Source organism: Nocardioides convexus (genome assembly GCF_011090295.1).
The window spans coordinates 422,029-435,757 of sequence record NZ_JAAMYA010000001.1 but is presented as its reverse complement, the minus strand read 5'-3'; the positions used below and the strand labels follow the sequence as shown (position 1 = coordinate 435,757).

At 72.7% G+C, this 13,729-nt stretch carries 13 protein-coding genes and 8 pseudogenes; 6 read left to right on the top strand and 15 right to left on the bottom strand.

Translation table 11 applies throughout. The features are described 5' to 3' along the window. The first annotated feature begins 175 nt into the window (after positions 1–175). From G5V59_RS03200 to G5V59_RS03185, 6 genes and pseudogenes are all read left to right on the top strand, one after another. Positions 176–1,900, top strand: a pseudogene (locus tag G5V59_RS03200) (nitrite/sulfite reductase). After that, complete coding sequence (locus tag G5V59_RS35565) at positions 1,900–2,160, top strand: hypothetical protein (protein ID WP_341350829.1); 261 nt, start codon at positions 1,900–1,902, stop codon at positions 2,158–2,160. Before G5V59_RS03200 ends, G5V59_RS35565 begins: the two are co-directional and overlap by 1 nt. A gap of 103 nt (positions 2,161–2,263) precedes the next feature. After that, positions 2,264–2,623, top strand: a pseudogene (locus G5V59_RS35560) (phosphoadenosine phosphosulfate reductase family protein); the annotation flags it as partial. Positions 2,624–2,687: 64 nt separating this feature from the next. Further along, positions 2,688–2,828 carry a hypothetical protein gene (locus G5V59_RS35555; RefSeq protein WP_341351123.1) on the top strand — a complete coding sequence of 47 codons (141 nt, stop codon included), beginning with the start codon at positions 2,688–2,690 and terminating at the stop codon, positions 2,826–2,828. 49 nt (positions 2,829–2,877) lie between these two features. Continuing rightward, positions 2,878–3,264 (top strand): CbiX/SirB N-terminal domain-containing protein, encoded by a 387-nt coding sequence (locus G5V59_RS03190; protein ID WP_278255559.1) that lies wholly within the window; start codon positions 2,878–2,880, stop codon positions 3,262–3,264. Continuing rightward, a pseudogene (locus G5V59_RS03185) lies at positions 3,261–3,437 on the top strand (sirohydrochlorin chelatase); the annotation flags it as partial. The gene G5V59_RS03190 and the pseudogene G5V59_RS03185, both read left to right, overlap by 4 nt. A 192-nt stretch (positions 3,438–3,629) precedes the next feature. Here the strand turns inward: G5V59_RS03185 and G5V59_RS03180 are convergent. The 15 genes and pseudogenes from G5V59_RS03180 to hutI form a co-directional block, all read right to left on the bottom strand. Further along, entirely contained in the window at positions 3,630–4,040 is a 411-nt protein-coding gene (locus G5V59_RS03180; RefSeq protein WP_278255558.1) for a DUF3037 domain-containing protein, read from the bottom strand. After that, complete coding sequence (locus G5V59_RS03175; RefSeq protein WP_278255557.1) at positions 4,037–4,189, bottom strand: hypothetical protein; 153 nt, start codon at positions 4,187–4,189, stop codon at positions 4,037–4,039. Before G5V59_RS03175 ends, G5V59_RS03180 begins: the two co-directional genes overlap by 4 nt. 5 nt (positions 4,190–4,194) lie before the next feature. Then, complete coding sequence (locus G5V59_RS03170; protein WP_278255556.1) at positions 4,195–4,821, bottom strand: HipA family kinase; 627 nt, start codon at positions 4,819–4,821, stop codon at positions 4,195–4,197. A gap of 5 nt (positions 4,822–4,826) precedes the next feature. After that, a pseudogene (locus G5V59_RS03165) lies at positions 4,827–5,695 on the bottom strand (PPK2 family polyphosphate kinase). A 9-nt stretch (positions 5,696–5,704) separates the two neighbouring features. Beyond that, positions 5,705–6,217 (bottom strand): phosphoribosyltransferase, encoded by a 513-nt coding sequence (locus G5V59_RS03160; protein WP_278259609.1) that lies wholly within the window; start codon positions 6,215–6,217, stop codon positions 5,705–5,707. Between the two features lie 351 nt (positions 6,218–6,568). Beyond that, positions 6,569–6,688 (bottom strand): annotated as a pseudogene (locus G5V59_RS03150) (regulatory protein RecX); the annotation flags it as partial. A gap of 988 nt (positions 6,689–7,676) precedes the next feature. Continuing rightward, a pseudogene (gene recA / locus G5V59_RS03145) lies at positions 7,677–8,667 on the bottom strand (recombinase RecA); the annotation flags it as partial. A 149-nt stretch (positions 8,668–8,816) separates the two neighbouring features. Continuing rightward, complete coding sequence (locus tag G5V59_RS03140) at positions 8,817–9,551, bottom strand: MFS transporter (protein ID WP_278255555.1); 735 nt, start codon at positions 9,549–9,551, stop codon at positions 8,817–8,819. A gap of 154 nt (positions 9,552–9,705) precedes the next feature. Continuing rightward, positions 9,706–10,071: pseudogene (locus G5V59_RS03135) on the bottom strand (MFS transporter); the annotation flags it as partial. A gap of 29 nt (positions 10,072–10,100) precedes the next feature. Beyond that, a complete protein-coding gene (locus G5V59_RS03130) occupies positions 10,101–10,295 on the bottom strand; it encodes a DUF3046 domain-containing protein (protein ID WP_278255554.1) in 195 nt (64 codons plus the stop codon). Then, complete coding sequence (locus G5V59_RS03125; RefSeq protein ID WP_278255553.1) at positions 10,292–10,840, bottom strand: DinB family protein; 549 nt, start codon at positions 10,838–10,840, stop codon at positions 10,292–10,294. Before G5V59_RS03125 ends, G5V59_RS03130 begins: the two co-directional genes overlap by 4 nt. A gap of 4 nt (positions 10,841–10,844) precedes the next feature. Next, positions 10,845–11,525, bottom strand: coding sequence for a DUF389 domain-containing protein (locus G5V59_RS03120; protein WP_278255552.1), 681 nt, complete (start codon positions 11,523–11,525; stop codon positions 10,845–10,847). Between the two features lie 20 nt (positions 11,526–11,545). Then, positions 11,546–11,890 carry a hypothetical protein gene (locus G5V59_RS03115; RefSeq protein WP_278255551.1) on the bottom strand — a complete coding sequence of 115 codons (345 nt, stop codon included), beginning with the start codon at positions 11,888–11,890 and terminating at the stop codon, positions 11,546–11,548. Beyond that, entirely contained in the window at positions 11,853–12,392 is a 540-nt protein-coding gene (locus G5V59_RS03110) for a hypothetical protein (RefSeq protein WP_278255550.1), read from the bottom strand. The genes G5V59_RS03115 and G5V59_RS03110 overlap by 38 nt, the downstream gene beginning before the upstream one ends. Before the next feature lie 47 nt (positions 12,393–12,439). After that, a pseudogene (hutI, locus tag G5V59_RS03105) lies at positions 12,440–13,582 on the bottom strand (imidazolonepropionase). Positions 13,583–13,729: the final 147 nt, after the last annotated feature.

Below are 13,729 nucleotides of genomic sequence, written 5' to 3'. Positions count from 1 at the left end.
TCTTGACATGGTCACTGCTGCCACCTCTGCGCACCTCGTGGTACGACGCCACGTGGACTTCGGGCGCACGCGCAGCATGATGTGTTGGCCCCGCTGACGTTGCCGCCGCATCCACCCGAGCCGCGCGCCTGACTGACTCCCCAGCGCGCCCATCAGCGAAGGACCTCCTCTCCGCATGCCCGACCTGCGCTTCAAGCCCGAACCGGCCAAGTTCACCGAGATCCCGCGCCCCCGCCGCGCCGAGGGTCAGTGGGCCCTCGGCTACACCGAGCCGCTGAACAAGAACGAGCAGTCCAAGAAGGACGACGACCCGCTCAACGTGCGGGACCGCATCCTCTACACCTACTCCAAGCGCGGCTTCGACTCCATCGACCCCGCCGACCTGCGCGGCCGGTTCCGCTGGATGGGTCTCTACACCCAGCGCCGGCCCGGCATCGACGGCGGCCGTACCGGCTCGATGGAGGAGGAGGAGCCTGGACGACCGCTACTTCATGCTGCGGGTCCGCTCCGACGGCAAAGCTGCTCTCCCCCGCCGCGGTGCGCGCGCTGGGCGCGATCGGCGTCGACTTCGCCCGCGACACCGCGGACGTGACGGACCGCCAGAACATCCAGTACCACTGGATCGAGATCGAGAACGTCCCGGAGATCTGGGAGCGTCTCGACGCCGTCGGCCTGCACTCGACCGAGGCGTGCGGCGACTCGCCGCGGCCCTTCCTCGGCTCGCCGGTCGCCGGTGTCGCCAAGGACGAGATCATCGACGGCACACCCGCGCTGGAGGAGATCGAGCGCCGCTTCATCGGCAACAAGGACTTCTCGAACTTCCCGCGCAAGTTCAAGACCGCCGTCACCGGCCACCCCAGCCACGACGTGTCGCCGGAGACCAACGACGTCTCCTTCGTCGGCACGGTGCACCCCGAGCACGGCCCCGGCTTCGACGTCTGGGTCGGCGGTGGGCTGTCGACCAACCCGATGCTCGCCCAGAGAGCTCGGCGTCTGGATCCCGCTCGACGAGGTCCCCGACGTGTGGGCCGGTGTCGCCGGGATCTTCCGCGACTACGGCTACCGCCGGCTGCGCTCGCGTGCCCGCCTCAAGTTCCTCGTCGCCGACTGGGGGGTGGAGAAGTTCCGCGAGGTGCTGGAGAACGAGTACCTCGGCAAGAGAACCGAGACCCTGGCCTCCCCCGAGTCGCCGGTCGGCCACCGCGACCACGTCGGCGTGCACGAGCAGAAGGACGGCAAGGCTGTACGTCGGCGTCGCGCCCTCCGCGGGCCGGATCTCCGGCACCGCGCTGGTCCGCCTGGCCGACCTGATGGAGCAGCACAGCGTCGCCGGGGCCCGGCTCACGGCGTACCAGAAGATCGTGCTCATCGGCGTGGAGCCGGCCACCCTCGACGCCGTCCTCGACGGCCTGGACGAGATCGGCCTGACCGCCCGCCCGTCGGCCTGGCGCCGCAACACGATGGCCTGCACCGGCATCGAGTTCTGCAAAGCGGCGATCGTCGACACCAAGGAGCGCGCCCGCAACCTGGTGACCGAGCTCGAGAAGCGCTTCCCCGACCTGGACACGCCGATCACGGTCAACGTCAACGGCTGCCCCAACGCCTGCGCCCGCACCCAGGTCGCCGACTTCGGCCTCAAGGGCCAGGCTGGTCGTCGACGAGAACGGCGACCAGGTCGAGGGCTTCCAGGTGCACCTGGGCGGTGCGACCGGCCTGCGCTCGAACTTCGGCCGCAAAGCTGCGCGCCCACAAGGTGACTAGCAAGGGACTGGACGACTACATCACCGCGGTGGTCAAGAACTACCTCGCGGACCGCACCGAGGGCGAGGCCTTCGACGCGTGGGTGCACCGCGCGGACGAGGCCCTGCTGCGGGGCGAGAAGGCCCTGGAGTCCGTCTGATGTCCGAGGAGTCGGTGTCGTCGCGGGCAGTGCCCTACCACTGCCCGTACTGCGGCGAGACCGACCTGTGGCCGCACGAGCCGACCGGCTGGGAATGCCGAGGGTGTCGCCGGGCCTTCAAGGTCGAGTCTGCTCGGCCTCACCCCGGACACCCGAACCGAACGAGAAGGAGGTGCCTGATGACTGCCCCCGCCACCGCGCGTGCCCGGAGCTTCCGCGGCACCCACACCGAAGGCCGCTCCCCCGAGGAGCCTGCGTGAGCCTGGTCTCCCACTGGGGCGCCGGTGCGGACTCGCCCCCGCCGAGGTGATCATCGAGTGGGCTGCGGCCACCTTCGGTGACCGCTTCTGCATCACCTCCTCGATGGGAGACGCCGTTCTCGCGCACCTCGCGCAGAAGGTCGTCCCCGGCGTGGACGTCGTCTTCCTCGACACCGGCTACCACTTCGTGGAGACCATCGGCACCCGCGACGCGGTCGAGGCCACGATGGACGTCAACCTGATCTCGATCACCCCCGTGCAGACGGTGGCCGAGCAGGACGCGGCCTACGGCCCCGAGCTCTACAAGCGCGACCCCGACCTGTGCTGCGCGCTGCGCAAGGTCAAGCCGCTCGCCGACTCCCTGGCGTCGTACGACGCGTGGGCGACCGGGCTGCGCCGTGCCGAGACGCACAACCGGGTGATCGCCCCCGTGATCGGCTGGGACGCCAAGAAGCAGAAGGTCAAGGTCTCCCCCATCGCCCGCTGGAGCGACGAGCAGGTCGAGAGCCTACATCGCCGAGAACGGCGTGCTCGTCAACCCGCTCGTCTACGACGGCTACCCGTCCATCGGCTGCGCGCCGTGCACCCGCCGGGTCGCCCCCGGCGAGGACCCGCGCAGTGGCCGCTGGGCCGGCACCAACAAGACCGAATGCGGCATCCACTCATGACAGCGACGTCATCGGATGACCGCATCAGGGATGGAAGGGGTATCTCCTGATGACTGCTCCCGCACTCATCGCCCTGGCCCACGGCAGCCGCGACCCGCGCTCGGCCGCCACGATCACGGCCCTGGTGGACGCGACGAAGGCGCTGCGTCCGGACCTGCGCATCGAGAGGGCGTTCCTCGACCTCTCCAAGCCCGGGTTCCACACGGTCGTCGACCGGTTGGTCAAGGCGGGCTTCGAGGAGATCGTCGTCGTACCGCTGCTGCTGGTCGAGGCGTTCCACGCGAAGGTCGACATCCCCGAGACTCATCGCCGAGGCGACGACCCGCCACCCCGGTCTGCAGATCCGCGCGACCGAGGTGCTCGGCCTGGAGGCGCGCTTCCTGGAGGTGCTCGACGAGCGCCTGCGCGAGGCGCTGCGCGACGCCCGGGTCCGTGAGCCTGGACGCGCTGGTGCTGGCTGCCGCCGGGACGACCGACCCGCTCGCCAACCAGGCTGTCGCCCGGCTCGCCCGGCTCTGGGGCGCCCACCACCGGCTCCCCGTGACCGCGGCGTACGCGACCTCCGCCCCGCCGGCCACCGGCGAGGCCGTGCGCGCGTTCCGCGCCGAGGGCCGCCGGCACATCGCCGTCGCCTCGCTCTTCCTCGCCCCCGGCAACCTGGTCGACCGGGCCGCCGAGGCTCGCGATCGAGGCCGGCGCCGTCGCCGTCTCCGAGCCGCTCGGCGCGCACCCGGAGATCGCGCGGACCATCCTGGCCCGCTACGCCGTGGGCGCGGTCGAGCTCGTCCCGGTCTGAGCAGGCTAGCGAACCAGCGTCTCGAGCAGCCGCTCGAGCGTTCGGGCCGGGTCCGCGGTGACACCGCCGTGGACCGGGCCCGGCTGGAGGACGGTGCTGCGCGGCGCCTTGAGGAAGCCGAACCGGGTGCTGGCGTCGTCCTTCGCCTCCCGGTTGCCGTACGCCGTTGCGCGGGTCCCGACCCCGAAGTCGGTGTGCGCCTCGCCGCGGCACACCTTGGCGATCGCGACCAGCCCCGCCTCGACCGCGGCAAGGTCGACCTCCGCGTGCAGGGCCCGGAGCCGGACGGGGTCCACCGCGGAGCGGACGTCGAGGAAGTCGGCGTCCGGGCAGTGCAGCACCACCCCGACGTTGACGAACTCCTCGCGCTCCACGCGGGGCACGCAGCGCACGACGACGTACTGGTAGGGGCTCACGCGCCGGCCTCCGCCCGCACCTCGGGCAGCCAGGGGCGGCCGCCGTCGCGGCGCGCGGCGAGGAAGGCGACATACCGCTCGCGGAGGGCGGTGGCCGTCTCCGCGCCCGGCACCGGCTCGAACCAGTCGTCGCAGACGTCGGCCAGCACCGCGGTCAGCGCTGCGTCGTCGACCCGCGCGGCCAGGCTCCTCGTCCTGGGCACGGGCCCGGCCGGCGTAGGAACGCAGCACGTGCTCGCTCACGTCGTACGGCTGCCGGGCGAAGCGCTCCGGGTCGCCCGGTCCGCCGGGCCAGGAGTGGTGGAAGTAGAGCGACGCACCGTGGTCGATCGCCTGCAGGGTGCCGCGCCACACGAGCAGGTTCGGGTTGCGCCAGGCTCCGGTCGACGTTCGCGGCGAAGGCATCCAGCCACAGCACCCGGCCGGCGAGGTCGGCGTCCGGTTCCGTCGTCGGGTCGTAGCCGAACGAGCCGGGCAGGAAGTCGATGCCGAGGTTCAGCCCGGCGCTGGCGTTGAGCAGGTCCTGGACCTCCTCGTCCGCCTCGTACCGCGCGATCTCCGGGTCCAGGTCGAGCACGACCTGGTCGGGCGTCGGGATGTCGAGCAAGCGCGCCAGGCCCGCCACGATCACCTCCGCGACCAGCACCCGGAGGCCCTGGCCCGCTCCGCGGAACTTGCAGACGTAGGTCCCCAGGTCCTCCGCCTCGACGATCCCGGGCAGGCTGCCGCCCTCGCGCAGCGGCGTGACGTACCGGGTGACCCGGACCTGCTCCAGACCCACCGACGTCACAGCGGCTTCTCGTCGAGCAGGCGCTGCTTCTCGTGCTCGACGTCGAAGTCCGCCTCCGGCCAGGACAGGTCGAAGGAGCGCAGCGCGTCGAGCAGCAGCGTGCCGATCGCGAGGTTGCGGAACCACTTCTTGTCCGCGGGGATCACGTGCCACGGCGCGATCTCGGTGTTGGTCCGCTCGATCGCGATCCGGTACGCCTCCTGGTACGCCGGCCACAGACTCGCGCTCGTCCACGTCGCCCGGGTTGTACTTCCAGAACTTGGTCGGGTCGTCGAGCCGGGCCAGCAGGCGCTCCTTCTGCTCGCCGGCGGAGATGTGCAGCATGCACTTGATGATCGTCACCCCGGACTCGACCAGGCTCCGCCTCCCAGGCGTTGATCGCGTCGTACCGTCGCTCGATCTCCTCCGGCGGCGCCGACTCCCGCACCCGGCCGATCAGCACGTCCTCGTAGTGCGAGCGGTCGAACACCCCGATCAGGCCGACCGGCGGCAGCGCCTTCGTGATCCGCCAGAGGAAGTCGTGCTTGCGCTCCTCCTCGGTCGGCGCCTTGAACGAGGTGATCCGCACGCCCTGCGGGTCCACCAGGCCGACCGTGGAGCGCAGCGTGCCTCCCTTGCCGGAGGTGTCCATGCCCTGCAGCACCAGCAGGATCGAGCGGCGTCCGTCCGTCTTGCCCTGCGCGAACAGCCGCTCCTGCAGGCTCCTCCAGGCTCCGGTGCCAGGCTTCAGCAGGGCCTTCTCGCCGTCCGACTTGTTGCCGTCGAAGCCCGGCGCGTCGTCGGTCTCGATGGCGGCGAGATCGACCGGGCTGCCCGGCTCGATCCGCAGTCCGGCGGTCAGGTCCGAGAGAGGAAAGGCGCTCATGCCGCGAGACTAGTGGGCCACGCCGCCCCGGCGGTCGACCAGCGGCGGCGTCGAGGACCACGGGAAGTCGATCCACGCCTCCGTACGGCGCCACACGTACTCCGGCCGGATCACCGTCCACGGCTTCTCGTAGATCACCGCCGTCCGCGCCTCCGCGACGTGGTCGGCGAAGAAGTCCCGCACCACCTCCAGCGTCTTGCCGGTGTCGGCCACGTCGTCGGCGATGAGCACCTTCATCCCCGTCAGGTCGATCGCCGCCGGCGTCGGCGGCAGCATCATCGGCACGTCGAGACGCTGGTCCACCCCGGTGTAGAACTCGACGTTCACCGCGGACAGGTTCTTGACGTCCAGCGCGTAGCCCAGGCCCATCGCCAGCCCCAGCCCGCCCCGGGCGATCGCCAGCACGATGTCCGGCTCGAAGCCGTCGTCGACGACCTGCTGGGCGAGGTCGCGCACCGCGGTGCCGAAGAGGTCGTAGGTGAGGATCTCGCGCTCGGGAGCGGCTCCGGTGTCACTGGTCACGCGCACATTGTGCGACATCCCCCTGTGCCGCTCAGCAGTCGGCGTCGGGGTCGTCCTGGAGAGCGAGCTCCCGCCGGACCACGGCATAGGCCAGCCCTGCGCCGTACCCCTTGCGGGCGAGCATGCCCACCAGCCGGCGCGCGGCGACCTGCTCGTCGAGCCCGCGCATGCTGCGCAGACTTCTTCTGCACCAGCAGCCGCGCCGCGGCCTCCTCGTCGTCCGGGTCCACCTCGGCGAGCACGGTACGGGCGGTCTCGTCCGCGATGCCCTTGCGGCGCAGGCTCGACCGCCAGCGCCGTCCGGGCCAGGCCGCGGGTGCGCTGGCGGCTGTCCACCCACGAGCGCGCGAACGCCTCGTCGTCGACCAGGCCGACCTCCTCGAACCGGTCGAGCAGTCGGGTCGCGATCTCCTCGGGCACGTCCTTGCGAGCCAGCCGCTCCTCGAGCTCGCGGCGGCTGCGGGCGGTCATGCTCAGGCTGGTCGAGCAGGATCTTGCGGGCCACCGACTCGGGGTCGGCGTCGTCACCGGGCACGCCGGGGGGCGGCTCTGCTGTGCGGCGGGGCATCAGTGGTCTCCTGTCGGCTCGTGGTCCTGCGGCTGGCCGGTCCGTGTGGCTGTGGCGCCGGCCGGGGGCTGCTCGGCGGCTTCGACGGGGGCCCCGCCGCCGGCGCTGGTCTGGCTTCGCTATGGGAGTCTCCTTCGCGGGCCGGCGACACCCCGAGGCGCCGGCGAGCAGCACCCCGTCCCGCGCCCACACCACACGGCCTCACTCGCACGGGGACGAATCCGGGTGGCTCTGGCGTCGGCCGGGGTATTGCTCGGCGGCTTCGACGGGGCCCCGCCGCCGGCGCCGGCCTGGCTTCGCTACGGGAGTCTCCTTCGCGGGCCGGCGACACCCCGAGGCGTCGGCGAGCAGCACCCCGGCCCGCGCCCCTGACACACGGACCCACGCGGCTCGGACACGGACCGTGCGGCGCAGACGCCTGCCGAGGTGCTCCTCGGCGGCTTCGACGGGGACCCCGCCACCGGCGCCGGCCTGTGGTCGCAACGACGAACCTCGTTCGCAAGCCGGCGGCACCCCGAGGCGCCGGCGAGCAGCACCCCGACCTGCGCCTGCACCGCACGGACCACTCGCATGGGCCGCGCCCAGCGAGATCGAGCAACCCGAAGGAACCAAGCAAGGGAATCCACCTTCCTCCCCTTGCTGCCGCCCGACGCGGGATGGCGGCGGCCCGGAGCCGGAGGGAGCGAAGCGACCGGAGGCGCAGGGAGACGTCGTCCCGCGTGGCGGCCGGCTTGCCGCCATGCGAACGCAACCCCTACGCCACCCGACCGCGAGCGCGGCAGCGCGGCAGCGCGGCAAGCGAAGCGCCGACGCGCTCGCGCCATCAGAAAGTTCGTCGACGCCGATGGGCTCGTCGGAGAGGTCGTCGAGGTCGCCGTCGACGGTGGGGGTGACGCCGAGCTTCTCGAGGATCTTCTTCTCCAGGCTCGTTGGCCAGGTCGGGGTTGTCCTTGAGGAAGGCTCCGGGCGTTCTCCTTGCCCTGGCCGAGCTTGGTCGCCCTCGTAGGTGTACCAGGCGCCGGCCTTGCGGACGAGGCCTGCCTCGACGCCCACGTCGATGAGCCCACCCTCGCGGGAGATGCCCTTGCCGTACATGATGTCGAACTCGGCCTGCTTGAACGGCGGGGCCACCTTGTTCTTCACGACCTTGACCCTGGTCCGGTTGCCGACCATGTCGGTGCCGTCCTTGAGGGTCTCGATGCGGCGCACGTCGAGGCGCACCGAGGAGTAGAACTTGAGCGCCCGGCCACCGGTGGTCGTCTCCGGGGAGCCGAACATGACGCCGATCTTCTCGCGGAGCCTGGTTGATGAAGATCGCGGTCGTCTTCGACTGGTTGAGGGCACCGGTCATCTTGCGCAGGGCCTGGCTCATCAGGCGCGCCTGCAGGCCGACGTGGCTGTCGCCCATCTCGCCCTCGATCTCGGCCCGGGGCACCAGCGCCGCGACGGAGTCGATGACGATCAGGTCGAGCGCACCGGAGCGGATCAGCATGTCCGCGATCTCCAGCGCCTGCTCGCCGGAGTCGGGCTGGGAGACCAGGAGCGCGTCGGTGTCGACGCCGAGAGCCTTCGCGTACTCCGGGTCCAGCGCGTGCTCGGCGTCGATGAACGCCACGATGCCGCCGGCGGCCTGGGCGGAGGCCACCGCGTGCAGGGCGACCGTGGTCTTACCACTCGACTCGGGACCGTAGATCTCCACGACCCGCCCGCGCGGGAGCCCGCCGATGCCGAGCGCCACGTCGAGCGCGATCGCCCCGGTGGGGATCACGTCGAGCGGGGCGCGCGAGTCGTCGCCGAGGCGCATGACCGAGCCCTTGCCGTACTGCTTCTCGATGGTGAGCAGCGCCGTCTCCAGCGCCTTGTGCCGGTCGTCTCCAGCCATGTGCCTTGTCCTTTGTGAGTGGTGAGCCAGGTACGTCGGCGACGCTATGACGAGGGTCCGACACAAAGCCTGGTCAGCCGTGCCTGCTGTGGACAACCCGTGCGAGCGTCGTACCTGTGGACGGTGGGTGGACCGTCGTGAGGCTCACGTTAACGAACAGGTGTTCGAAAGCCCGTCAGGCCGTACGGCGTGTCGCCGCGCCCACCGCGCCGGAGGCACGCAGCGCCGCGCCGAGCACGCCCAGGACGAGCACCAGGCTGGCCAGGGCGAGGGCCGGGTAGCCGGCGGCGCCGACGATGACGCCGGCCAGCGCACCCGCGACCGCAGCGGTCATGCCCATGACCAAGTCGGAGCCTGCCCTGGACGTCGGTGCGCGCCTCCAAGGGCGCGTGCTCGGCGACCATCGTGGAGGCCGACACCATGGCCAGCGACCAGCCGAGGCCGAGCAGGAACAGCCCGGCCGTGACCTGCCACGACATCCCGCTGGGCGCGGAGGCGCAGAGCAGGAGCGCGACGAGCAGCACCGCTCCCCCGGCGCCCAGCACGGGTGGGCGCCCGAACCGGTCGGCGAGCAGGCCGACCAGTGGGGAGAAGGCGAACATGCCCAGCACGTGCACGCTGATGACGATGCCGATGACCTCCAGGCCCGAGCCGCCGTGCTCCATGTGCAGCGGCGTCATCACCATCACGCCGATCATGGTGGCGTGGGTCAGCGCCAGCCCGCCGATGGCGTAGCCCAGCACCGGCCGCTCACGCACGGCGGCGACGGCGCGGGACCACGACGACCCCGTGAGCGGTACGACGGTCCGCAGCCCCGCCTCCGCGTCGGCAGCCGCCTGCTCCTGGGCGAGCAGGAGCGGGTCGGGGCGGAGCAGCGCTCCCACGACGAGGGCCGCGAGCAGCATCCCGATCGCCCCGAGCGCGAACGGCCCGGTCAGGCTCGGGGATACCGAGGGTGTCGGCGAAGGAGCCCGCGGGTCCGGTGAGGTTGGGCCCGGCGACCGCGCCGACGGTGGTGGCCCACACGACCAGGGACAGCGAGCGGGCGCGGGTCTCGTCGGTGGCGAGATCGGTGGCGGCGTAGCGCGCGGCGCTGTTGGCGGCCGTGCCGGCGCCGAGCAGGACCGCGCCCACCAGCAGCAGCGGCATCGAGCCGAGCACTCCGGCGAGGACGGCGAGCAGGCCGCCGCAGGCGCCGACGAGGTAGCCGGTGAGCAACCCGGCGCGCCGGCCGCGCCGGGCCATCAGCGGCGCGAGCAGGAAGGAGATCAGCGCCGCACCCAGCACCTGCGTGGTCTGGGCGAGCCCGGACAGCGTCTCTGAACCGGACAGGTCCCGAGCCAGCAGCGAGGCCGTCGCGATGCCGATGGTGATGCCGACGGCTCCGACCGCCTGGGTCAGCACCAGGACCCGGACGGTACGGCGCTGGACGTTCACCGCTCGCTGTCCGGCAGCCCGAGCGCGGCCCACACCGCCCGCCACACCTGCTTGGGCGGGACTCCGGCGTCGAGCGCCTCCTGCGGGGTGCGGCCCTCGAGCTCGGACATCACCTGCTGCGTGGCCCAGGTCCGCGCGTAGGCCGCACCGAGGTGCTGCTCCATCCGCGCCCAGAACTCCGTGTGCCTCACCCGGCAATGATCCACCGCACGTCCCAGCGGTGGTGCACCAGGTCGTGCAGGTGGTAGCGCCCGAGCGTCTCGACGGTGAAGACAGAACCGTTGCTGCGGCGCCCGGGGCGGGCCCACTCCTCGTCGCCGACGCGGTCGTACCAGGCTCGCGGCGAGACTCGGCCGCCGCGAGCAGGTCCGGCCGCACCTCGGCTGCGGTCTGCAGGTCGTAGCGCTCGACGCGGGCGGTCTCGTCCTGGTCCCAGTTGGCGAAGAGCGGGTCGGGCTCGGTGAGCAGGCTGCTCGACCCGGCCGGCGAAGACGCGGTGGACGTCGCGTACGTGGGCGCCGTACTCGGTCGGCGACCAGATCGCCGGCTCGGGGCGGGTCCCCGCGCGCGGGTCGTCGAGGACGCGGGCCCAGAACGCGGCATCCTCGCGGATCGCCGCTCCGATGGCGGCTCGGTCGACGGCGGCGGCGTCGTAGCCGCAGTCAGGACAGACCTCGTCGAGCACCCAGGTCCAGTCCTTGGTGTCGGGCTCGATCGTGGTGCGCTCGGTCGTCATGGGCTCATCCTCGTGGACCCGCGAACCGGCCGCGAGCGAGATCCGGCCAAGCCCCGTCGAACGACTGCCATCGCCGGCGCCTCAGTCCGGGCGGCGCCGGACCCGGGCGACGAGGCGGGCCCGTCGTTCGGACGCGGGGCGCCACACCGCCTGCTGGAACGCCAGGGTGAGCCAGCCCGCGACGGCCATGCCGGCCACGTTGAGCAGCAGGCTGGAGCAGGCTGCCCCGGACCTCACCGGGGACGCCGAACGCCAGGCCCAGTGCGACGTTCCCGGCCGCGGGGATGGTGGTCACCGAGATGAAGACCCCCGACAGTCCGCTCGCCTTCGCCGAGGTGAGCGACAGCGCGCCGGCCGCGGCCGCGATGACGGCGACGATGAAGGACCACTTGTCGGGTGAGTAGACGAACGCGGTCGCCGGCCGTGGTGCGGTGACCTGCTCGGCCGTGACCCAGCCCAGCCACCGGGCGACGAGCGCGGCGAGGGTCGCGATGGCGATGGCGACCGCGAAGCCGACGGCGAGCGCGGCGGCGGCGTGACGCAGGAGCGCGGGACGACGGCGGACGAGGGCGAGGCCGAGCGCGGCGATCGGCACGAACTCCGGTCCGAGGACCATCGCGCCGATCACCAGGATCTGCGAGTCGAGCACGATCGCGATGCTCGCGATGAGGGTTGCCAGCGTCATGAACGTCAGGTAGGTCCAGTTCAGACTCGGACTCGTCGAACGCGCGCTGGGTCACCTCGGCCCACACCACCGCGTCGGCGGAGGATCCGGGCGTCCGCCGCTCGGCGTCGTGGGCGGGTCGGGAGAGCCAGGTCGCCACCGGTACGACGTGCACGGCGCCCTCGTGCTGCACGCCGATCGCCCGCAGCGCGTCCACCACCTCGTTCACCGCCTCCCGCGGCAGGTCCGCCTCCACGAGGTCGCCCTCGGGCACGATCGCCGCACCGCGGACACAGGTCAGCCCGGTGACCGCCGGGTCCTGCTGCAACAGGTCGACGACCGCATCGGTCAGGCTCGCGCGGCGAGGTGATCCGCAGGTGCTGCACGGCTCAGTCCTGCCGCGCCAGCGGACTCGGAGCGGCGCTGGGTCGCCGTGCGGTTCAGGCCGAGCAGGTTGAACCGGGCCAGGCGGGCCGGGACCGGCGCGGGGTCCACGCCGAGGAGCGCGGCCACGGTGGCCACAGCCTCGTCGTTGCCGTCCGCGGAGCGGATGGCGTCGAGCACCTCCTCGGCGCGCTCCCCCACGGCCGCGGCGAACCGCAGCCGGTCGAGCGCGGCGGCCCGCTCCACGGCGGGATCCTGGGGGTCGGGCGCGCGGCGGACCACCTCGTCGGCGTACCGCTCGCCGTCGGCCGCCCACCGCGCCTCGGTCCGCTCCGCCATCGACTGCAGGAGCGCGCACAGCAGCGGCACCTGGTCGGTCCGGATGACCACGTCCTCCAGGTCGGAGGCCCGCAGCCGGAGGTGCGGACCGGGCGTCCCGGCGTCGGCGTGGCTGGCGAGCCAGCCCTCGACCACGACCGACCGGTCGCGGCGACCGCTCGGCATGGCTCCCTGCGTGTCCTCGGACGGCTCCATGCCGGCACGCTAGCCGGTCAGCCCCCGTGCCAGGTCCGTACGACGAGCGGCACGCCCGGCCGGTAGGCCAGGTGCACGTGGCTCGGCGCGTCGAGCAGCACCAGGTCGGCGCGCTTCCCGGGAGCGACGGCACCGACGTCTTCGCGGCCCAGCGCGGCCGCTCCTCCGGCGGTCGCGGCTGTCACCGCCTCCAGCGGTGTCATGCCCATCTCCCGCACCGCGAGGGCGATGCAGAAGGGCAGCGAGTCTGGTGTAGCACGAGCCGGGGTTGCAGTCGCTGGCGATCGCGACGGTGACGCCCGCGTCGATCAGCCGGCGCCCGGACGGATAGGGCTGGCGGGTGCTGAACTCCACGCCCGGCAGCAGGGTGGCGACCGTTCCGGCGTCGCGCAGGGCGTGCACGTCGTCGTCGGTGAGGTAGGTGCAGTGGTCCACGGCGGTCAGGCCGAGTCCGGCGGCGAGCGCGACCCCGGGGCCGTGCCCGAGCCTGGTTGGCGTGCAGCCGTCCGCCGAGGCCGGCGGCCTCGCCCGCGCGCAGGATCGTGCGGGCCTGGTCCGCGTCGAAGGCCCCGGTCTCGCAGAACACGTCGATCCACCGGGCGTACGGCGCCGCGGCGGCCAGCATCGGACCGGTGACCAGGCCGACGTACCCGGCGGGGTCGTCGGCGTGCTCCGGCGGCACCACGTGCGCGCCGAGGAAGGTGGTCTCCTCGGTGAACCCGCGGGCGATGCGCAGCGAGCGCGCCTCGTCGGCGACGGACAGCCCGTAGCCGGACTTGATCTCGACGGTCGTGGTGCCCTGGCGCCGCATCTGCGCGACGTGGCGCGCCACACCCGCGGCGAGCTCGTCGTCGGAGGCGGCCCGGGTGGCGGCGACGGTGGTGCGGATGCCCCCGGCGGCGTACGGCTCGCCGGCCATCCGCGCGGCGAACTCCTGCGACCGGTCGCCCGCGAACACCAGGTGGCTGTGGCTGTCGACGAAGCCGGGCAGCACGGCCCGGCCCTCGACGTCGGCCACCTCGTCGGCGGCGGGCGCGCCGGCAGCGTCGCCCACCCAGGCGATCCGTCCGTCCTCGACCACCACCGCGGCGTCGGTGCGGACCGGGCGGGCCGGGTCGTTGGTGACCAGGCTCGCCGATGCCGGTGATCAGTGTGCTCACGTCCACAGCCTCTCGATCGCGGTGCCGAGCGCGCGGCCGACGCGCCCGTGGTCGCCGTCGAAGACGACGCGCCCGGCCGCGACCACCTGCGTGACGTCGGCGGCGGTCGCGGCGAAGACGGCGGTGTGCTCGTCGGCGCCGGTGCCG